Origin of the sequence: Mesobacillus maritimus (genome assembly GCF_023715205.1) — a bacterium.
Taxonomy (GTDB): Bacteria; Bacillota; Bacilli; order Bacillales; family Cytobacillaceae; genus Mesobacillus_B; species Mesobacillus_B maritimus_C.
The window spans coordinates 373,824-394,048 of sequence record NZ_JAMBNR010000001.1; the positions used below are offsets into that span (position 1 = coordinate 373,824).

The following is a 20,225-nucleotide window of genomic DNA, read 5'->3' on the forward strand; positions in this document are numbered from 1 at the left end:
GGAAGTTAAAAAAGGAACCTTTTCCCCCATTAAGGTAAGTATGAAAAAAACTGGCTCCACCCCTAGAGGAAAAAGAGCCAGTTACCATAATCACATGAAACCAACCTTCAGCATGACCGTGGAGATCCCTATCTATTACTGTGGTTCTTTTAATAATCGCCGAAGGACTTTTCCAGAACTAGTTGCGGGAAGCTGATTAATAAATTCAATTGTTCTTGGATATTTATAAGCTGCCATATGTTCTTTTGCCCAGGCAATCAGTTCGACTTCAGAAACTTTCCCTTTGTAATTCGGTTTTAATACAACAAAAGCTTTCACACTTTCCCCTCTAAGCGCATCTGGAATTCCAATCGCAGCGCTTTGTTGGATTGCTGGGTGTTCATTTAACAATGCTTCCACATCTTCCGGGAAAACACTGTACCCAGAACATTTAATCATTTCTTTTAAACGACCATGGAAATAGAGGTATCCATCTTCATCAAGACTACCGATATCACCGGTATAAATCCAGCCATCACGTATTGTTTCAGCTGTGGCCTCTGGGCGGTTTAGATACCCTTTAAACACACCAGGGTTCCGAAGAACAATTTCTCCTTTTTCACAGGGTTCGACTTCTTTTCCAGATTCGGTATCGAGGATTTTGATTTCAGTCTCAAAAGTGGGAATCCCACAACTCCCCCATTTGATTTTGGAAGAAGGCATAAACGTGTCACATGTATGTGTTTCACTTAACCCATATGCGGCTTCATACATTAAGCACCCATTCGTTAACTGCTTCCACTGTTCGGCTAAATTTTGAGTTACAGGAATACCGAAACTGGTGGCCATATTTCGTCGTAAGGATGATAGATTGCGCTTTTCTACTCCTGGTGTATTTAAGATCGCCGCATTCATTGGGGCGATGCTATACCACACAGACACAGAATACGTTTCAATTGCCTCAATAGCGATGGCAGGATCAAATCTTGTCAATAAGATTGATGTACACCCACTATAAACAGGAGTATTGACCCCCATTACCATTCCAGCAATATGGCAAAGTGGTGCAACTGCTAAGGATGTATCCGTTATTTCCACCTGATTCGCTTGGACTGTTGCTGCCGTTTTAAATAACGCGGATATATATGGGAGCATCGCTGCTTTTGGCCGTCCTGTGGTTCCAGAAGTAAAGACCATCAACCCAATATCATGATATAAATCTATATCCACTTGACCTGTAAACGGCACGTATTCACGTAAAATAGAAGTGAAATCAATTGATTCAGCAAGCAACCTTTTTTCCAATTTTAATTCTTCAGGTAGTGGCAATGTAGGATTTTTAGGTAAAAAATCTGCATAATTGGTGGTAACAATGAATTCAACAGACTGTGTATGAGCAGTAGCAGAGTGGAGTTCATCATATAATTCTTGTCCAGAGACAACACCTTTCACTGTTGCCTCATTTAATAGATAACGTAATTCTGCGTCTTTATACATTGGATTCAATGGAACAACAACTGCCCCGAGGCGTTGAATTGCATAGTGCGCAATAATATATTGTGGACAGTTTTGCAAAAATAAAGCAACACAATCGCCTTTTTTCACTCCTTGATTAACTAAAAATCCAGCAAACCGATCCACATAATCATCAAGTTCTTTCCAATTCAGGTCATTTCCATAAAAAGAATATGCCACTTTTGTCGGAATCTCTTCGGCATTTGTTTTTAAGTATTCATGTAAAGGTTTTGCTCCTAAACGATACTTTAATTCTAGTGAAATATCAGAGGGCCAACTTTTAGAAGAAATTCGACTCATTAAACCAAACATCCTTTCTACTATTATGTTAGCTAGCGGTTATATTTTTACATTGATTATCCTATCAAATATGGGAGATACTACCTCACCATTATAAATGATTTAGAAAATTCAGTCTATTATTAAGATTATTTCCTTGTGCATTACCGTTTCACACTAAAGTGGGAGAATAATAATCAAGATCCTCGTGTCCCTTGTTCGACCGATTCTAGAAATCTCGTTATACTATAAGTATAAAAGCAGAAGGAGTAAAATATGAACAAAAAATCAGCTATTATCACAGGTGCCTCAAGTGGCTTTGGCTTATTATCTGCGATTAATTTGGCAAAAAGCGGCTTTCACGTTGTTGCCACGATGAGAAACTTATCAAAAGATCAGCAACTTATCGAAAAAGCAAAAGAAGATAATGTAATTGATTTAATTCAAGTTGAGGAGTTGGACGTATCTTCACCACAATCCATCGCTCGCTTCCAAACCGTGCTGTCAGAAATGAGGTCGATTGATGTTCTGGTGAACAACGCGGGTTTAGCGGTTGGAGGTTTTTGTGAGGAGTTATCACTCGAGGAATATCGAACACAATTTGAAACAAATGTTTTTGGTGTAATCGCCCTAACTCAAGCTGTCCTTCCTTACATGCGAGAACAACGATCGGGTCGAATCATCAATATGAGCAGTATTAGCGGCAGAATTGGATTTCCTGGATTATCTCCATATACAGCTTCCAAACATGCATTGGAAGGCTTTAGTGAAAGTCTCCGGCTTGAATTAAAACCATTTAGTATAGATGTTGTCTTAATTGAACCCGGTTCCTATCAAACGAATATTTGGGCAAGTATGGATCAAGTACGAATTGCTGAAGATTCACCGTACCATTTTTATATGGAGAAATTAAAAAGTGAAATTGAAACAGGTAAACAAAATCATGGAGATCCGGAAGATGTGGCAAGACTTGTTGCTCAAGTTGCTAGACAAACCATTACACCAGACTTACGCTATCCAATTGGAACAGGAGTCAAGTCAAATCTTTTGTTTAAAAGTCTCCTACCATGGAAAAAGCTTGAATCTATTATTTTAAAGAAATTGTTGAGATAAAATTTTTTCTGATTTTGGCTTTATATCAAATTCTGTTGTTTTCGAAGAAAAAATACGACTGATTTAGCTATGTACTCCTGAGTAATTGCTTATTTATGAGGGGAAAACCTGCAAACTTAATATAAACGTATGAAATGGCTACTATTGCGTTAAAATCGGCTATAGGATTTTTAACAACAATCTTTACAAAAAACTTTTAAAAAAGCTAAAAGAGCATGAATAAGAAGACGTGCTCAATCCTTTATAGATTGAGCACGTACTAGCACTATTTAAACCAACCTTTTTCTTTTGACTGACGAATCGCTTCAATCCGATTGGTTACTTGAAGCTTATCTAGAATTGTAGAAATATAATTTCGCACGGTTCCTGCTGTAATGGTTAATTCTGCAGCAATATCTTTTGTATTTTTTCCGTCTGCTACTAACCCTAAGACTTCCATTTCCCTTTCAGTTAAAGGGTTTTCCTCACTGTATAGGTCATCCATAAGTTCCGGTGCATATACTCTTAAACCACTCATAACATTTCGAATTGAGTCAGCCAGTTCCTCGCTAGGGCTGTCTTTTAAAAGATAGCCTTTTACGCCTGCTTTTAATGCCCTTTGAAAATAACCTGTGCGAGCAAATGTAGTTAAAATTATGACCTTACAATCAAAAGGGAGTAATTTTATTTCTTCTGCTGCTTCAAGTCCTGTTTTCTCTGGCATTTCAATGTCCATGATGCATACATCTGGCTGTAATTTTTTTACAAGTTCAATCGCTTCTTCCCCATTATGAGCTTTACCAACGACTTCCATATCATCCTCTAGGTTCAGTAAGGAACCTAAGGCGCCGAGCATCATCCGTTGATCTTCTGCAATGACAATCTGAATCATCTTGTCCCCTCCATTTCAGACTGCTTTATCACTTTTGGTACTTTTACTATTAATTTCGCACCATTTTCTGGTACAATTTCTAGACTGCCGTTAACAAACTCTAGGCGTTCACTCATGCCATTTAACCCGCTTCCTTTGGTAAAATGCTTTTCTGTTAGCCCACCAATTCCATCATCTTGAATGCTTAATGTAATTTCTTTTGGAGATTGTTCCAAAGTAATATGACAGTTGGATGCGTTACTATGTTTGACTACATTGGTCACAGCTTCTTTTAGACACATACTAATAAGATTCTCGATAAATGGTGAGCCAAATTTAACTGGCATCTTCGCTTCAAAGGTAAACTCAATTTCCGCTGCTTTTAAGATTTGCTCAACACGATGTACCTCATCTTTCAAACGAATGCCTCGCATTTCTGAAACCATTTTGCGTACTTCATTTAATGCAGTTCTTGCCGTTCGCTGAACGTCTTTTAATTCTGATCTCGCCTGATCTGGATCCTTATAAATCAATCTACTAGCCAAGTCACTTTTTAAGCCAATCAAGGATAATTTTTGACCTAATGTATCATGTAGATCGCGGGCAATCCGTTGACGCTCTTCTGCTTTTACCAGTTCGGCTATACGCTTGTTTGCGTCTTCTAGTTTTTCTTCAAGGCGCCCACGTACTTTTTTGTTACGAATGCTTAATGGTAAAAGAATAATACTAATCCAAACAATAATTACAAACGGCAATTGTCTCAGAAAAAGACCTTCATTCAAAATGAGCTCAAAGTTTATCGCCGCAGACATTCCCACAAGATGGATAAAATACAGTACAAAAAAGGGTACTTGTTTATGAATTTGTCCGATAAAATATGCAATAAAAAAAGCAAAATAAACATAGCTAAACGTCAATGTAGAGGCAATAGATATCGCAATTAAAAAAATCGTCCATATATAGACCGTCCATGATTTCGCAATAAACGCAAAGCGAAAAAACAAAAAGAAAGATAACGTTAAGATCGTACCGGTGACCATCTCTGCAGTTGTAGATGACTGTGAAAAAATAAAGTAAAACGGCAAGATGCCGAGAATGGTCCAAATATAAGGTGAAATCCCCGTTGTTTTTAGCAAATTCCAATATTGTTTTAGCATAGAGTATCCTCATTCCCTAATCGTTCACTATATTTTACCATATCCTATGTTCCTGGTTTATTAGAACTGCTTTAGAAAAATTATTCGTGTTTTTTAACATGGACCCAAGATGTTACAAAATAAACTCTCCTTAAATAAGGAGAGCTTTTCATTAAGCAGTTTATACCTCTGGTTTCGCATCTACCGAAACCCTAGATTTTGCAACTTGTTTTAGATGTTTATATCCGACGAATTTTTTGCTTTCTTCATCCCATAAACGAAAATTCAGTGAGCTTAAACTTGATGCAAGTGTAACTGTTGGTACATTTTTGAGTGGTTCCGTATTATTATGAACTTCCTCAAGTTTGTAGTTTGGAACCCTCGGGCTTAAATGGTGAACATGGTGATAACCGATATTCCCTGTTAACCATTGTAGAATTTTTGGAAGTTTATAGAATGAGCTTCCTTCGACCGCTGCTTTTACATACTCCCAATGATCGTCTTCTTCGAAATAAGAATCCTCAAAAGTATGTTGGATATAAAATAACCAAATGCCCAGAGACCCTGAAATCATAAAAATGGGCCCTTGTACAAGTAGGAAATTTTGCCAACCAATTGCCCAGCATAGTAATCCAATGATAAGCACAAGAAGCGCATTCGTTAAATAGGTATTTAAGCGCTCTTTCCTCTTTGCTCTTCGATGATTGAAACGGTTTTCGATTCCAAATACATAAATTGGACCTAAGATAAACATCACAAATGGATTGCGGTATAAACGGTATTGAACTTTTGTCCAGAATGGCGCATCTAAATATTCATCAACCGTCAACATCCAAAGGTCACCAGTTCCTCGCTTATCTAAGTTACTACTTGTTGCATGATGGATGGCATGGTCGTGCCCCCACTTTTCAAATGGAAACAAAGTTAAAACTCCTGTTATAGTTCCTAGTACTCGATTCGCTTTTCTACTCTTAAAGAACGAATAGTGCGTACAATCATGAAAAATAATGAAAGTTCGTACTAAAAACCCAGCAGCAATCACTGTAATTGCTAAAGTGAGTAAATAAGAGATGGATAGGCTTTTATAGGCTAGAAACCAAAGAATGAAAAATGGCCCCAATGTATTTACGATTTGGAAGATACTATTCTGTAATTCAGATCTTTCATAAGGGGCAACCTGCTTCCTTAGAGCTCGTTGTTTTTGATCTTTCATTTTTACAATTTCCCCTTCCGTTATGTTGATAATCTAATTATAAGCAAGGAAAAAATGTAGTTGTAGTCCCAGGTGTCATGTTTTCGATATGACAAATATCATGTTTGTCCATATTTTTTATTGAACCAAAAGCGCACTATTCCAGCTTAAAGGCTATTTCATTAGGGTTAGCGAAGAAAATTCATCAATTATTAAATGAAATAAATCGTTTATATGACAAATTTCTTTAATTACTGAAAACTTATCTATGTATGTAAATTCTTATCCTATCAACTCCATTCCTTGATAAGGGAAAGTAATGACAGCACTAGTCGAACGAGACTATTCTGTTTCTCGACTTCTCCATGAAAGGAGGTACTGGATGAACGAGGGTGTCGTTTTTATTTTGGATTGCTCACCAGAAAAAGATTCATTTTTAACTCTTTTAAATGACGATAATTTCCAATCACCATGTAAATTAGTGAAAAAACGTCATTGTTATTGAGTTAAAAATTATTAGCTTATTGTGAAAGAAATCTTGTAGACTGAATTTCCGCCGAAAATAAAGTTAATTCATGTCTAATCGTAAAATTTTTAAAGACCGAATAGTAAATGGTTACTATCTTTCTGTGGCTGATTTTTCACTTATCCGAAATATCAGAGTTTTACGGGGTTGTTAGAGGAATATTTTGGTTTGAAGTTAGCAAAATTTGTGAGCATGCACATTTGGCTAAAACTGAAGGATTAACGTATATAATGTTAATTCTTATCCCAAACAAGATTCCCACAAAACCTTCTTAGAGCAGTTGATTTATGACTTATATGCTTATGAAGATATAAGCATAGAAAAGGCTAAAGACCACCATTCGTGTCTTTAGCCTTTTAAATTTAGTGTGATTCATATTTCAAGAAATGATGCCTATAGATTGAAGAAACACGATCAATATGGCAACTGGAGCAACATAGCGAATCACGAAATACCAAATAGAAAAGAATATATTTAGGTTTTTGCTGCCTTGTGCCAGCTCAGTCTTTACCAATTTTGACGGCAATCTGTGACCGACAAAGATAGAGATAAAGAGTGCTCCAAGTGGTAAACCTATGTTGCTGACTAGAAAATCAGCAGCATCAAATATCGACTTTCCAAAAACTTGAACGTCTGCAAGCACACCAAAGGATAGAGCACTTGGTACCCCAACTATAAAAATAAGCAATCCACTTATCCACGTCATTCTCCCTCGTTTTGCTTTGTCATCCTTAACGAGAACAGCAACCACAATTTCTAAAATAGAAAAGGCTGATGTTAATGTGGCAAACAAAAGCAATACGAGGAAAACAAAGAGGAAAATCCCTCCAAATGCTATTTCATTAAAGACAGCTGGGACCACTACGAAAACAAGTCCTGGCCCCTGACCTGGCTCAAATCCAAGGGCGAATACCGCTGGAAAGATAACAATTCCTGCGAGGAAGCAAATCAAGATATTTAGCCCAGCAACAGAAAAAGCTGATTTTGCGATATTCTCCGTTTTTGATAAGTATGAGGCGTAAGTAACCATAACAGATATACCGACGCTTAGTGTGAAAAAGGCTTGTCCTAAGGCCAATAATACCGTTTCTGCTGTTAAGGCACTCCAATCAGGTTTTAACAAAAACTCAACACCAGCCATCGCCCCATCAAGAGTCAACGACCGAAAAGCGAGGAGAATAAAGAGTAAAAATAATGCCGGCATCATGTATTTACTTGCCCGCTCAATTCCTTTTTGAATTCCTCCTTTAACCACCATGATGGTCATAACCATAAATATAAACTGACAAACTACAACCTCAATTGGATTACCAATAATAGAGTTAAACAACTCACCATAATTTTCATTGGTTAGCGAACCAGTAACGCTTCTTAGTAGATAGGAAAGAATCCATCCGCCGACTACACTATAAAAAGATAGTAAAATGAGAGAAAAAATGACCCCAGCTACTCCAAGAATATACCAACTTGTTCCAGGAGCAAGCGTTTTATATGCTCTAACCGCATCTTTTTGAGTATTGCGGCCAATGAGAAACTCAGCGATTAAAATAGGTGCGCCAACAACCACTGTTAACACAATAAACAGAAAGAAAAAAATTGCTCCCCCATTGGTTCCAGCCATATAAGGGAATTTCCAAATAGCACCAAGTCCAATTGCTGACCCTGCTGCTGCTAAAATGAAGCCGAGTTTTGAATTCCACTGTTCATGTTTTTTCATATTGTATTGTATCTCCCTTTGCAATTTCATGCTGAACATTTTTAAATAATACTATTTCTTCAGAAAAAATGATAGTCATTTCTCCAGAAAGAATGTCTCATTGTATAAATCCAAGCTTAGACTTCTTTCTGTAAGGTTGATTAAAGTATACTCCTCTTTTATGCCCCATAAGCATTCAGTAACATCCACCGACTTTAGACAATATGATAATATATACTGGAGGTGGGCTTATGGCCGTTGTCAACCATACTGAGGCAGATATAAACTTGCTTGCAAGATTACTAAGGGCAGAAGCTGAAGGAGAAGGACCGATAGGAATGGCCCATGTTGGTGCAGTAGGCATTAACCGTATTCGAGGGAATTGCTCAGATTTTAAAGGCATCCGTACAATTCCTCAAATGGTTTACCAAGAACATGCATTTGAAGCTGTTCAAAAAGGGTATTTTTATCAAAGAGCCAGAGAAGTGGAGAAAAAGCTTGCAAGAAAGGCTGTAAAAGGGCATCGTAGTTGGCCTGCAAAATATAGCTTATGGTATTTTAGGCCGCCTGGAGATTGTCCTTCAACTTGGTATAATCAACCCCATGTCGGACGGTATAAATTACATTGCTTTTATGAACCCCAAGCAGGAGAATGCGACAATATTTATAATACGTACTAAATCGAACTACTCCCGATTAGATGGGGGTAGTTTTTTTATTAAGGCTATTTTCGTAAAGATTGTTTGTTAAAATTTTAAACCCAATTTTAACAAGGGAAAAGCTATTTTGTACTGAGAGCCTTATTAAAAAGCCTTCCCAAATGATAAAAAGCTGTTCCATTAATAAATTGGAACAGCTTTAAGGTAATTGTTAGATAGACATAACTTCTAATGGTTTACGAACCTGATTTTGAATAAAACGATGTAAAGCCCGAACAATTTCCGTTTTATCGTGATCAAGTGAAGCTACATGATACGAGTTTTTTAACGTCACTTTCTCTTTGACTTTTGTCGAGACCTTTCGATAAATAAAATCCGTATTTTCGGGTGGAACAACATGGTCAACAGCTGATTTAATACATAATATTGGCACTTTGATATTCCCTAAAATTTTCGGGGTTTGTTCCATTAATGCTTGTAACTGATGAATAGCCTTTAAAGGTGTTTGAGAATAAGTAATCTCTTCTACTTCTTTTGCTTTTATATCCGGTGCTCCCTCAGGAATATACCTTGGCTGTTGTTGATTTTTCAAATCATCGAAAGCGGGCAGGGTTAAGGCAGCATTGATGGTCGCAATTCCATTAATTTCAGGATATTTCCCCGCCAGGTTAAGTGTTAAAGTTCCTCCCATGGATTGTCCAACCACAAATACATAATCACATTGTTGTGCCAAAAGTTTATATCCTTCTTCAATTGTTGCGAACCACTCTTTATGAGTACATAATTCGAGGTCTAGATAATGAGTTCCATGCCCTGGCAATCGCGGTGCTAAGACAGTGTATCCATATTTCCCCAAGCTTTCGCCAATGAAACGGACACTTTGAGGTGTACCAACAAATCCGTGTGAGATTAATATACCCACCTCATTCCCTTTAATATAAAAGGATTCTGCACCTGGAATTACCGAGTAATTTTCCTTCATTCCTACTTCCCCCTTAATAAACCTTGATCCACTGTTAAAATTACGTTGCGTTTTAGTTGTTACTATCATAACCTTAGTATTCCTAGTTGTAAAGTATGAATTAAGTTTTTTACACAACAAACAAACGCAGTGGTTCATAAAACCACTGCGTTTGTTTGTTTTCTTGAAGGTAAGTTATGAATCTTATGAACTGAGAACAACATTTTTAGGTCTACAAGCTCTATACCATTGGCTGCAAAAAATGATAATTAAAATCAAATCAACCGCATCTCCACCATAATACATCAAAATACCTCCCTGTTCAGCCTGAGTTTGAGCGACTCCTGTTGGTGGGAAGGCGTAAATGTATTTGGAAAGGATACCATGTCCAGTTAAGGCAAGGACAAAGACAATGGCACGATAGAAGTAACTTTTCCGATGAGGCATAGGATCAATATAAATCATCGATACAGTAAATAGATAACCTACTAGAAAAACATGAATATGGATCAAAACATGTAGTGTCAAATAATGGTGCATCATCTTATATAGATTGGTTGTATAAAGGAGCCATAAACCACCTATATTTAACACCGATGCTGTAAGGGGGTTTGTAACAAACTGGACTGGTTTGCTTCTCAATATTGTTGTCAACCGGCGCGCATGGCTGGTTGATAGAGTACGTAATAACAACGTCATTGGAGCGCTTAGTACCAGTAACAATGGAGCTAACATCCCCAGCAATAGATGTCCTATCATATGAAAAACGAAATCATGATGAGCTCGAGCAGCTATTGGACCCACAACAGCCGATACGGCCAGCAACACCCCTAGTATCCATAAAATCATTCGAGAAATTGGCCACTTTTTATAATATGGATTTGAAATTGCTATACATACCAGATACACGAGAATCCCCATCCCTGATATCACTAACAGAAATAGTTCCCCATAATTAAAGTGAAGAAGCACTACACTCCCTCACTTTCCCTTAGGGGTTTAGTATTTTTAGATTTTAGAATTAAATAATAGCCGATGGCAATCATGATAATCGCCGTAAGATTCCAGACCACATCATAAGGGAGAACGTCCACATTATAACGGATTTGATGGACCATCATTAATTTATGCTGAATGGTGCCATCATAAAATTGAAAAAGCCCAGCTCCTAGCAAGACTCCTCCAAGCCAAGTTTTCCATTTCAGACTCTCTTGCCTTCGTAAATCCGCTAACAGAAACAAACCTCCTACGGTCGTAAACCAGCTTAATGCATGAAAAAAACCATCTGATACAAGTCCAATCGAAGTTGTCGATTTATCGTAAAAATGATGCCAATGTAAAAGCTGATGAAAAATCGCTTCATCCAAAAACGTTACAATGCCCACACCAAATAAAAAGCCTGACCATATATTACGTGGATTGAACTGTTTTTCTGAAACGTATTGAGGGTTTGCCATACCGAATTCACCTTCCATTCTTTTGTTGAGAATATGAAGCAAATCACTTACAGTTTATCCCAGTCCATCTTTTTCTATGTAGTTTCGCTACATAGAAAAGGAATCATCTAGTACACTAGATGATTCCTTTCAAATATTATAAGTTTTTTAAAGCATCAGAAATTGGAGTGTCCCCATTTACTACATCAAAAGAGGTGTTAAATGTATTTTTTTCATTGATGGACTCGAATATGACTCTTGCAACATCTTCTCTTGTGATGGTTGTCCGGTCAAGGCTTTCACCAACTGATATCTTTCCTTTTGCTGTTTCATTTAAAAGACCACCTGGCCTTACAATTGTATAAGTTAAATCACTTTGCATCAGTATTCGGTCCGCATAGTGTTTGGCTACATAATAAGGGCGAATTTTATTGTTCCAATTCTCGCGATTATGAGCTTGTAACGCACTTACCATGATAAACCGCTTTATCCCAAGATTCTCTGCTGCCTCAATTGTTTTTACAGCCCCATCTAAATCGATGAGTAAAGTCATATCCGGCCCTGTATGTCCACCTGAACCTGCTGAAAAGACAACAGCATCACAACCTGTTGCAGCCCCTGCAATGTCTGCCACTGAACCTTCTAAACTTGCTAATACTGTTTCAACACCCATCTCCTCGAAAGATGCTTTCTGTGCTTCTTTACGTACCATCGCACGCACTTGGTGTTCATTGCTTTCATGCAAGAGATTTACCAGATGTCTGCCGATTTGACCATTTGCACCGACGACTAATACTTTCATCTAATCAAGCCCCTTTCAAGAATCTCTTTTCATTTTATTACACATTTTAAACAGAACTCCAATTATTAGCTCTTTAAGCTCTTACTTGTGTTAACCTATCAATGTGGGAAACAGAAGTAAAAATCTAAAATATTATGAAACAAGCATAATTAAAAGACGGGCCACTCTTTCCGTAGCACCGTCTTTATTTCTATCCATTCTATTAGCTAGATTTCAAAATCAACTACAATTAAGTCTTCTAAGCCAATTTCTTGTAAATAACCCAGGATTTTTTGATGTTCAGGGTGTGGCAAATAAAAATCTAAAGCTGCTTGATCCTCGAACCTTACTGTTAAGCCGATATTATAACCTTGGCTCCGCGGTGAGAAATTTTCTCCTTGTCGAAGGTCTATGATACCAGGGATGCTGTTTTTTAATTGATATGTTTTATTGATTAATTCTGCTTTTTGCTCTTGAGTAACTTGGGGGTTGAGTTTGATTAAGACTATATGTTCAATCATTAGATAGCACACCTGCCCTCGAGTTGAGTGATTGTTTATCGAAACCGGCAATTTGCTTATAACGATTAGCAATTTCCTGTAACTCTTGATGCGTTATCACGTCATGAAGATGCTTAAACCCTTCGGGCGCTCGCTCTTCTACGATTTGCATGACTTGCTCTGGTCCATTGCCACGGTTGCTATAAACAATATTAGCAGTCGGCTTTATACGGGCTTCTTCATATTTCCGTAATGCACTTTCGACTGTTGAATCAGCTGAAACGGCCTGAGCAAGTGCATCTGCATCCAGGATGGCCTGCGAGGCACCATTCGAACCAATAGGATACATCGGGTGCGCTGCATCCCCTAATAAGGTGACCCGTCCAAAAGACCATTGTGGCAATGGATCACGGTCAACCATTGGAAATTCATAAACCGCTTCCGTTTCTTCAATTAATTTTGGTACATTCAACCAGCCAAAATCCCATGAAGCAAAAGCAGGAGCGAATTTTTCTTTGTCAATTTTTTTATTCCAATCGGCACGTGAAGGCATTTCATTTACCGTTAGTTCTGCAATCCAATTAACAAGTGAACGCCCTTTAGCAGCAGTTTCAGGACAAACCGGGTAGGCAACAAATTTCTGATCTTGATAACCTGCCATAATCATTGATTTCCCTGTTAAAAATGGAGTAGATTCGGTGATCCCCCTCCATAAAATCCGACCACTATATTTAGGTAGTCCTTCATCCGGATAGTAAAATTTTCGAACAGCTGAATGGATGCCGTCCGCCCCAATTAACATGTCGGCTTGGAACGACCCCAATGACTGACCTGTTTTCTTATCTTCAAAATCGGCGACCACGACTTTCCCGAACATTTGAAAAGACTTTAAATGATGGCCGGTATAAATTGCCTCTTCACCCAACTCTGATTTCACTGCATTCAGTAACAACATTTGCAACTTTCCACGATGAATCGAATACTGTGACCAATGGTAACCTGCATTTTTACCACGAGGCTCTTGCCAAATTTGCTGACCAAATTTATTCACATAGATAAGCTCTGCTGTTTGAATCCCAGTTTTTTCTAACTCCTCCCCTAAACCCAGTTCGGTTAGAACTCTAACCGCATGCGGGAGAAGATTAATCCCAACTCCAAGTGCTTTTATGGTTTCAACACTTTCAAAAACGCGTACTGATACACCAACGCGATGTAGTTTAAGAGCTGTAACAAGCCCACCAATTCCTCCACCAACGACGATGGCTGATTTTTCCTTCAACAAAGGTCATTCCTCCCTGTAATTGGATTATAATCGTATTTCTATTTTGTTTCTTATAGTTAGAGTATCTGTATTTGATTGAACTCTCCTATCCTACTAAACTAGTTTCCTCTTCATTCTCATTCTGATTGTAATGAGCATGGCGTTCTTGAACAAAAAAGACAGCGATTCCACCTAGTATGGCAGCCATTGCAATCACGGTAAAATTCATTTCAGATGGTAAATTCATCGTGAGCAATACACCGACAAAAGTTGGTGCAAAGATGCCTCCTACTCGACCAAAAGCCATGGTTGCCCCGACACCCGTTGAACGCATTGTTGGTGGATAATACTGCGACACAAAAGCATTACTAATATTCTGAACTCCTACAGAAGCAGCCCCAATAATCCCTATTAATAGATAAGCCAGCATTGGGTTTTTAGTTAAACCAATCGCTGTTAACGCAACCGCGCCGAGTACATATAGTGGGATCATCACTTTTTTGAAGCCCCATTTGTCGGTCAAACGACCAAAAACAATAGTTCCTACAATCGCACCGACATTCATCATCGCAACAAACACAAGACTCGAACTTAAACTATAACCTGCTTGAAGCATCAATTTAGGCAGCCATGTGTTCAACGCATAAATTAAGACAAAACAGCAAAAACATGAAATCCAAAACATAATCGTACTAAGAGCTCTTCCTTGTAAAAATAAATGTACGAGTGGAGAACCCTTTTCTTTAGTTTGTACTGTTTCGAAGGTTGTTTCGTTCGTGAATGAGATTTGTGGTTTAACTTTTTTAAGAATCTTTTTAATCTCATCGTCTTTTTTCTTCACTAGTAAAAATGAGGTGGATTCAGGAATGGCTTTTATGATAAATGGAAGGAGTAGCAAAGGAATTCCTGCAATCCAAAAAATCGGTTTCCATCCCAGTGTCGCCAACATGCTTTTACTGATTAGAGCTGCAGCAATCGCACCTAAGGAATACCCGCAGAAGACGAAGGATACCATCGCGCTTCTAATTTTTTTCGGCGCATATTCTGTTGTTAACGAGATAACATTTGGCATGACACCCCCAAGCCCTAAACCCGCGATAACACGCAGTATCGTAAAGGTGAGTGGGTCGTTTGCAAAACCTGCTAAGCTTGTAAATACACTAAACATGATCGTGCAAAGCAAGATAACCCTTTTTCTCCCTATTTTGTCAGCCCATAGGCCAAATAACACCGCACCGATTGCGGTCCCAGCTGCTGAATAACTTCCAATCATGCCTGCTTGGACAGAGCTGATGGACCATTCCTCAATTAATGATGGAACAACAGAACCATAAATCACCACATCGTATCCATCCATGACAATGATAAAAAAGCACCAAAAAATTAACGAAATATGAAATCGATTTATTCGACTGTTGTCAATCGTTTGATTAGCATGTACGACTTGCACCCTCCCCAACTCCCTACCTTAATAAAATTTTCGTTCACCGATTACAATCACACTATAATAGATAAACGCCAAAACGCGTCAACGCACGAAAGTATATTGGTAAAAAAAATACGTTCATTATGTAATCTCAATTTCAAAACAAAATTGTTATCGACCTTCTCCCTATGACAATAGTGTTATTAAGACTTTTTTTAATTATCACATAAATCGAATATATATCAAGAAAAAATTTATGTTTTGGTGAAATAAAAATAAAAACCATTTACAAAGTTTGAATTACCTTCTGAGAATAAACTAATCTTGTTTTCTCCCATTTTTTTTGTAAAACAATGAAAAAGTGGATCCTCACAAAATCCACGTAAGCTTTCCTTACAGCTATAGTGAAAATCCCTTCAATCCTTTTTAGAATGAAACTAACCATCAAGGGAGGAGATGAAAATGAATTGGATTTTACAACTATTCGTTATCATCAGCTTCCTACTACTTGGGCATGGAATTGTTGCGTTTTTGTCTGTTCCACTACCAGCTAGTGTTGTCGGGATGATCTTGCTCTTTCTATTTTTACTATCAGGCGTCATCAAGATTGAATGGATTGAAGAAATTTCTTCCTTTCAATTGAAACATCTTACCCTTTTATTCATTCCCCCGATTGCAACTCTGTTTCTTTCAGGTTTTCTAGAAATATTGAATTGGAGCATCATCCTTATATTACTTGTCAGCAGTATCAGTTGTTTACTTGGCACTGCTTATACTGTTGAATGGTACGAAAAACAAAAAAGGAGGAGACCTAAATGACAGAATTCTCGGACCTTCTCTTCTGTCTAATCCTTACTATAAGTACTTATTTGCTAAGCCTCCTATTGTACCAAAAATGGTTAAAACCTTGGTTAAACCCACTTTTTACTGCGTCCACCCTATTAGTGGTCTTATTGTTCCTGTTTCAGGTGCCAGTTGATACGTACAGAGATACAAGCTCTTTGTTCAGTCATTTGCTCCAGCTCGCTGTTGTATCGTTAGCCGTACCCTTATATAAACAATGGGGGTTGGTTAAGAAAAATTATAAAAAGATTATTACCGGAGTCCTAGCTGGCACTACTTTTGGTGTCCTTGCAGTCGTTGTTTTAGCCCATTTTTTTCATTTACAACAGCAACTGCTCGCTTCGCTAATCCCTCGTTCTGTAACCATTCCAGTTGCGTTAACAATCTCAAATGAACTTGGGGGAATAAACTCTATTACCATTCTATTTGTTGTGATTTCCGCTTTGATGTCGGTTTGGATAGGCCCAAAATTATTTATTCATTTAGGGATTCATAGCAAATCTGCTAAGGGGCTAGCAATGGGAACCTCAGCCCAAATGATTGGTGCGAACCACTCACTATTCTGGGGTGAAGAGGAAGGTGCAATGGGAAGTGTTGCAATGACGATTTCACCTCTAATGCTTTCGTTAGGCCTGCCATTGCTCACCGTTTTTATTTAAGGCGTATGAGAATGTATATAGGCGAGAATGCTTGTGACACTATTCCGCACTATTATGGAAAGAGACAACTTCTTACAAGAAGTTGCCTCTTCTTTATTCATTAATATAATTACTTAAAATGCCCAATCTCCCTTGCGGAAAATCGGTACGATGGTCCCATCTTGTTTAATGCCATCAATGTCCATTTGGTCAGAGCCAATCATAAAGTCGACATGAACAATGGATGTATTCATTCCATGTTTTTGTAATTCCTCTTCAGACATTTTCGTTCCGCCTTCAATAGTGGTAGGATAAGCGGCTCCAATCGCTAAATGGTTTGATGCATTTTCATCGAAAAGAGTGGTAAAGAACGTAACACCTGATTGTGAAATAGGGGATGGATCTGGGACTAAAGCAACCTCACCTAAACCTGTACCACCCTCGTTATCAAATACTAACTTTTTAATTGTTGCGTCTCCTTTTTCAGCTAAGACATCAACAATTTTTCCGTCTTTAAAATGAATTTCTATTCCTTCGATTAGTGTACCTGCATAACTTAATGGCTTCGTGCTACGAACCACACCGTCCATGCGTCTAGTGTCTGGTGCCGTATAGACTTCTTCAGTTGGCATATTGGCAATAAACTCGTCTCCTTTTGGACTTTTACTTTCCGCACTAAGCCATACATGTCCGTTTGGCAAGCCAAGCGTTAAATCGGTACCAGGTGCTGTGTAATGAAGAGCATCAAGTTGCATCTCATTTAGTTTGGCAGCTTTTTCATTTAATAATTTCTTATGTGCATCCCATGCAGCTACTGGGTCTTCTTCATAAACTCGACACGCTTTAAAGATTTGATCCCAAAGAGCATCAACTTGTTCTTCAGAAGTTTCCAAATCAGAGAATACTTTTGCAGCCCATCCTGCTCCAGCCGCAGAGGCAACCGTCCATTTAATATCATCATTTTGTGTTGCCACACGTTGCGCCTTAAATGCTTTTCCTGCAGCATTTTGGAACGCCGCAACCTTTGTAGGGTCGACCTCATTTAATAGTCCAGGATCACTGGATATAACAGATAGTCGACTAACACGATGGTTTAGAACATGATCTTCTGTTTCCTGAATTTCATAATCAGGGATAGTGGTTAACACTTCTTCAGGTTGGTGCAAGAAATGCTGTTTCTTAATTTCATCATCAGACCAATTAATGATGACTTTTTCTGCTCCTAAAGCATAAGCTTCTTTTGTGATTAGACGGGCAAGAGGTGCTTGATCCACTGTTATGTATACTTTAACCCAATCACCTGCTTGTACATTAATCCCTTTTGCAACTAATAATCTCGCGTATTTCTGTAGATTCTCTTGAAAGTTCGGTAGAGCCATTCTTTCGCCTCCAGTTAAAATGTGCAATCATGCATTTATTATACTAGCATAGTTGTTTAGAATTTTCTCCAAAGAAAGCTTTTATAAGTCTGACAACTTCATTCATTTATATTTCTATCGAAAAAATCACTATTCAAAGTTGCGGCATCTAGAATAGTTTCTCCAAATTCCTTCATTTTTAATGAATTTGTTTTTCAAACAGGATATGGCGGTCACTTAATTTAGTGATTCTCAGAAGCAGGACAACATTCACCACCAGGATAACAGCGGCAATAATCAAGGTTAGCTTTGCTCCTACTAAAAACAAGCCACTTACCTGACCAACGATTAAGGCAATTACAGGAAGGACGATGATGCCTGACATGTTTTGCGCTTCTTGATATGTTTTTACCCTTGAAGAGATATAGAGGTTTAATAATACTGTGAATAGGATGACCATTGGAGATAGACAAATAATTAAAGCCACCCAGTTACTTGATGGGAATATGATTTCTCCAAACAACTGGTATCCGAGCCCATTAATGATGATTCCACAGAGGATAAAGCTTGTTACCGATACTAATAAGGAAGGAATAAACGATGCTATTGTTTTGCTTAGGAACAATGTCTTAATAGAAACCGGTGAAAACAAAAGGCTTTCTAAAGTACGTCGTTCTTTTTCGCCAACAAAACTATTTGCAGCAACGACGCTTGCAGTGATAATCGGTACAAGTAAAAATAATGAGGGCAACAAGTAGTTAATGAAAAGATAGACAATTTGCTGCTCAATATTCGTGAACGTTTGCTCGTTATTTGTTTGTGACAAAAACATACTGAGCATTTTTTCGACATCATTCCCAACAGCTTTTTCGATATCAAACAATAAAGAAGAGCCAACCAATAGTGTTGGAAATAGCACTGAAAAGACAATAGGGATTACAATGATGGTGGTTAACAGTGTGTTCGTACGATAGATATCTCGTAAATCTTTTTTGATCATCGCCTTCAAGATTCTCTTATTCATTACCGCACCCTCTCTCTCACTTTAAAATAAATGGATTCCAAGTTATTATTGACAATTTCAACTGAGTGCACTTGATGCTGTTGAAGCAACTTCTTTAGAAGTGTTGAAATCTCTGTTTTAGAAGGAAGAGTCACAAGGATGCCGTCCACAATAGGTTTACAATCATAACCTAATATCTTCGTTTCCTTAAGGACTAAGTCTGTGCCAATCCGGACAATGACTTCTGTTACATACTTTTGTTCGAGTTGAGATAAGGTTCCTTGTTCAATTATGGTATGATTTTCCATGAAGGCAAAGGAATCACATATAGATTCAAGCTGATGCAAGACATGTGAACATATAAGGACCGTTGTCTTTGTTTCTTGATTGTACTTTTTCAAATAAGATAACACCATGTTAATTCCATCAGGATCCAAACCATTTGTTGGCTCATCTAGAAACAAAATTTTAGGGTTATGTAAAAGTGCTTTGCAAAGTGCTAACCTTTTCTTCATCCCTGTACTATAAGTTCCTACCGGTTTATTTTCATGTCCTGAAAGTTCGAATAACTCCAGTAATCTAGCTTTTTGATTTTGATCGGTTACTCCATATAAATCCGCAAAAAAATCAAGGTTCTCGCGACCGCTCATTTGATGGTACAAACCTGCACTTTCTGTGACAATCCCTGATGAAGCTCTAATTTCATCTCCGTCCGTAATTGGGTTGTGCCCCATAATCCTAATCGAACCAGAATCTGCTTTAAGAACACCATTTAAAATCCGGATAAAGGTCGTTTTCCCTGCACCATTTGGACCTAATAAACCTACAATTTTCCCTGCCTCAACTTTAAAGTCAACATCCGTTAATACAAGCTGTCCTTGAAACGCTTTCGAAACACCCCGAACATCAATAATCGAGTTCACTCCAACTCCCCCTTGGCTTAAGCCTCTCAATTCCCAAATAATTGGATGGTGCCTGGCACCTGGTAACTTCTGTTAATACGCGAGAATGATACTTTTAATATATATGACAAAAGTCTTGGGATAAAGGGCTTTTTTACCACATTCCAAGTC

19 protein-coding genes are annotated in these 20,225 nt (G+C 38.0%); 4 read left to right on the forward strand and 15 right to left on the reverse strand.

Features of this window, described 5'->3' with window-relative positions:
• Nucleotides 1–135: 135 nt before the first annotated feature.
• Nucleotides 136–1,794, reverse strand: coding sequence for an AMP-binding protein (locus tag M3182_RS01855; RefSeq protein ID WP_251555923.1), 1,659 nt, complete (start codon nucleotides 1,792–1,794; stop codon nucleotides 136–138).
• Between the two features lie 255 nt (nucleotides 1,795–2,049).
• Between M3182_RS01855 and M3182_RS01860 the strand changes: the two genes are divergently transcribed.
• Nucleotides 2,050–2,886: an oxidoreductase gene (locus M3182_RS01860; protein ID WP_251433686.1), complete on the forward strand. Its 837-nt coding sequence runs from the start codon at nucleotides 2,050–2,052 to the stop codon at nucleotides 2,884–2,886.
• Nucleotides 2,887–3,151: 265 nt separating this feature from the next.
• Here the strand turns inward: M3182_RS01860 and M3182_RS01865 are convergent, their stop codons facing one another.
• The 4 genes from M3182_RS01865 to M3182_RS01880 form a co-directional block, all read right to left on the reverse strand.
• A complete protein-coding gene (locus M3182_RS01865) occupies nucleotides 3,152–3,757 on the reverse strand; it encodes a response regulator transcription factor (protein WP_251433683.1) in 606 nt (201 codons plus the stop codon).
• The gene (locus M3182_RS01870) at nucleotides 3,754–4,893 is read right to left on the reverse strand and encodes a sensor histidine kinase (protein WP_251433680.1); all 1,140 of its coding nucleotides are present in this window, start codon (nucleotides 4,891–4,893) and stop codon (nucleotides 3,754–3,756) included. The genes M3182_RS01865 and M3182_RS01870 overlap by 4 nt, the downstream gene beginning before the upstream one ends.
• 160 nt (nucleotides 4,894–5,053) lie before the next feature.
• Nucleotides 5,054–6,085 carry a Delta(5) desaturase DesA gene (desA, locus tag M3182_RS01875; protein ID WP_251433677.1) on the reverse strand — a complete coding sequence of 344 codons (1,032 nt, stop codon included), beginning with the start codon at nucleotides 6,083–6,085 and terminating at the stop codon, nucleotides 5,054–5,056.
• Between the two features lie 884 nt (nucleotides 6,086–6,969).
• Nucleotides 6,970–8,307, reverse strand: coding sequence for a sodium-dependent transporter (locus M3182_RS01880; protein WP_251433674.1), 1,338 nt, complete (start codon nucleotides 8,305–8,307; stop codon nucleotides 6,970–6,972).
• A 230-nt stretch (nucleotides 8,308–8,537) separates the two neighbouring features.
• Between M3182_RS01880 and M3182_RS01885 the strand changes: the two genes are divergently transcribed.
• Nucleotides 8,538–8,966: a cell wall hydrolase gene (locus M3182_RS01885; protein WP_251433671.1), complete on the forward strand. Its 429-nt coding sequence runs from the start codon at nucleotides 8,538–8,540 to the stop codon at nucleotides 8,964–8,966.
• Between the two features lie 190 nt (nucleotides 8,967–9,156).
• Here M3182_RS01885 and M3182_RS01890 read toward each other — a convergent pair whose 3' ends face one another.
• From M3182_RS01890 to M3182_RS01920, 7 genes are all read right to left on the reverse strand, one after another.
• Nucleotides 9,157–9,927, reverse strand: coding sequence for an alpha/beta hydrolase (locus M3182_RS01890; RefSeq protein ID WP_251555928.1), 771 nt, complete (start codon nucleotides 9,925–9,927; stop codon nucleotides 9,157–9,159).
• Between the two features lie 183 nt (nucleotides 9,928–10,110).
• The gene (locus tag M3182_RS01895; protein WP_285866772.1) at nucleotides 10,111–10,827 is read right to left on the reverse strand and encodes a cytochrome c oxidase assembly protein; all 717 of its coding nucleotides are present in this window, start codon (nucleotides 10,825–10,827) and stop codon (nucleotides 10,111–10,113) included.
• A gap of 50 nt (nucleotides 10,828–10,877) precedes the next feature.
• Nucleotides 10,878–11,363 carry a DUF2243 domain-containing protein gene (locus M3182_RS01900; RefSeq protein ID WP_251555931.1) on the reverse strand — a complete coding sequence of 162 codons (486 nt, stop codon included), beginning with the start codon at nucleotides 11,361–11,363 and terminating at the stop codon, nucleotides 10,878–10,880.
• A 136-nt stretch (nucleotides 11,364–11,499) separates the two neighbouring features.
• Nucleotides 11,500–12,144, reverse strand: a complete 645-nt coding sequence (locus tag M3182_RS01905) for an SDR family oxidoreductase (RefSeq protein WP_251555932.1) — start codon at nucleotides 12,142–12,144, stop codon at nucleotides 11,500–11,502.
• A 206-nt stretch (nucleotides 12,145–12,350) separates the two neighbouring features.
• The gene (locus M3182_RS01910; protein ID WP_251433654.1) at nucleotides 12,351–12,644 is read right to left on the reverse strand and encodes a Dabb family protein; all 294 of its coding nucleotides are present in this window, start codon (nucleotides 12,642–12,644) and stop codon (nucleotides 12,351–12,353) included.
• Nucleotides 12,637–13,905 (reverse strand): flavin-dependent oxidoreductase, encoded by a 1,269-nt coding sequence (locus M3182_RS01915; RefSeq protein ID WP_251555934.1) that lies wholly within the window; start codon nucleotides 13,903–13,905, stop codon nucleotides 12,637–12,639. Before M3182_RS01915 ends, M3182_RS01910 begins: the two co-directional genes overlap by 8 nt.
• Before the next feature lie 85 nt (nucleotides 13,906–13,990).
• Nucleotides 13,991–15,334 (reverse strand): MFS transporter, encoded by a 1,344-nt coding sequence (locus M3182_RS01920; RefSeq protein ID WP_251433648.1) that lies wholly within the window; start codon nucleotides 15,332–15,334, stop codon nucleotides 13,991–13,993.
• Nucleotides 15,335–15,772: 438 nt separating this feature from the next.
• Here M3182_RS01920 and M3182_RS01925 point away from each other — a divergent pair, with 438 nt between their 5' ends.
• Together M3182_RS01925 and M3182_RS01930 are read left to right on the forward strand one after the other, a co-directional pair.
• Nucleotides 15,773–16,129: a CidA/LrgA family protein gene (locus tag M3182_RS01925; protein ID WP_251555935.1), complete on the forward strand. Its 357-nt coding sequence runs from the start codon at nucleotides 15,773–15,775 to the stop codon at nucleotides 16,127–16,129.
• Entirely contained in the window at nucleotides 16,126–16,812 is a 687-nt protein-coding gene (locus M3182_RS01930; protein ID WP_251433642.1) for an LrgB family protein, read from the forward strand. Before M3182_RS01925 ends, M3182_RS01930 begins: the two co-directional genes overlap by 4 nt.
• Nucleotides 16,813–16,925: 113 nt before the next feature.
• Here M3182_RS01930 and M3182_RS01935 read toward each other — a convergent pair whose 3' ends face one another.
• The 3 genes from M3182_RS01935 to M3182_RS01945 form a co-directional block, all read right to left on the reverse strand.
• Nucleotides 16,926–18,170, reverse strand: a complete 1,245-nt coding sequence (locus M3182_RS01935) for an aminopeptidase (RefSeq protein WP_251433639.1) — start codon at nucleotides 18,168–18,170, stop codon at nucleotides 16,926–16,928.
• Between the two features lie 178 nt (nucleotides 18,171–18,348).
• Nucleotides 18,349–19,173: an ABC transporter permease gene (locus M3182_RS01940; protein WP_251433636.1), complete on the reverse strand. Its 825-nt coding sequence runs from the start codon at nucleotides 19,171–19,173 to the stop codon at nucleotides 18,349–18,351.
• Complete coding sequence (locus tag M3182_RS01945; RefSeq protein ID WP_251433632.1) at nucleotides 19,173–20,075, reverse strand: ABC transporter ATP-binding protein; 903 nt, start codon at nucleotides 20,073–20,075, stop codon at nucleotides 19,173–19,175. Before M3182_RS01945 ends, M3182_RS01940 begins: the two co-directional genes overlap by 1 nt.
• Nucleotides 20,076–20,225: the final 150 nt, after the last annotated feature.

Excerpts from the sequence above, each read along its gene's own strand:
- M3182_RS01855 (WP_251555923.1), bottom strand. The coding sequence starts at position 1,794 with ATGAGTCGAATTTCTTCTAAAAGTTGGCCCTCTGATATTTCACTAGAA.
- M3182_RS01860 (WP_251433686.1), top strand. The coding sequence starts at position 2,050 with ATGAACAAAAAATCAGCTATTATCACAGGTGCCTCAAGTGGCTTTGGC.
- M3182_RS01865 (WP_251433683.1), bottom strand. The coding sequence starts at position 3,757 with ATGATTCAGATTGTCATTGCAGAAGATCAACGGATGATGCTCGGCGCC.
- M3182_RS01870 (WP_251433680.1), bottom strand. The coding sequence starts at position 4,893 with ATGCTAAAACAATATTGGAATTTGCTAAAAACAACGGGGATTTCACCT.
- desA (WP_251433677.1), bottom strand. The coding sequence starts at position 6,085 with ATGAAAGATCAAAAACAACGAGCTCTAAGGAAGCAGGTTGCCCCTTAT.
- M3182_RS01880 (WP_251433674.1), bottom strand. The coding sequence starts at position 8,307 with ATGAAAAAACATGAACAGTGGAATTCAAAACTCGGCTTCATTTTAGCA.
- M3182_RS01885 (WP_251433671.1), top strand. The coding sequence starts at position 8,538 with ATGGCCGTTGTCAACCATACTGAGGCAGATATAAACTTGCTTGCAAGA.
- M3182_RS01890 (WP_251555928.1), bottom strand. The coding sequence starts at position 9,927 with ATGAAGGAAAATTACTCGGTAATTCCAGGTGCAGAATCCTTTTATATT.
- M3182_RS01895 (WP_285866772.1), bottom strand. The coding sequence starts at position 10,827 with ATGGGGATTCTCGTGTATCTGGTATGTATAGCAATTTCAAATCCATAT.
- M3182_RS01900 (WP_251555931.1), bottom strand. The coding sequence starts at position 11,363 with ATGGCAAACCCTCAATACGTTTCAGAAAAACAGTTCAATCCACGTAAT.
- M3182_RS01905 (WP_251555932.1), bottom strand. The coding sequence starts at position 12,144 with ATGAAAGTATTAGTCGTCGGTGCAAATGGTCAAATCGGCAGACATCTG.
- M3182_RS01910 (WP_251433654.1), bottom strand. The coding sequence starts at position 12,644 with ATGATTGAACATATAGTCTTAATCAAACTCAACCCCCAAGTTACTCAA.
- M3182_RS01925 (WP_251555935.1), top strand. The coding sequence starts at position 15,773 with ATGAATTGGATTTTACAACTATTCGTTATCATCAGCTTCCTACTACTT.
- M3182_RS01930 (WP_251433642.1), top strand. The coding sequence starts at position 16,126 with ATGACAGAATTCTCGGACCTTCTCTTCTGTCTAATCCTTACTATAAGT.
- M3182_RS01935 (WP_251433639.1), bottom strand. The coding sequence starts at position 18,170 with ATGGCTCTACCGAACTTTCAAGAGAATCTACAGAAATACGCGAGATTA.
- M3182_RS01940 (WP_251433636.1), bottom strand. The coding sequence starts at position 19,173 with ATGAATAAGAGAATCTTGAAGGCGATGATCAAAAAAGATTTACGAGAT.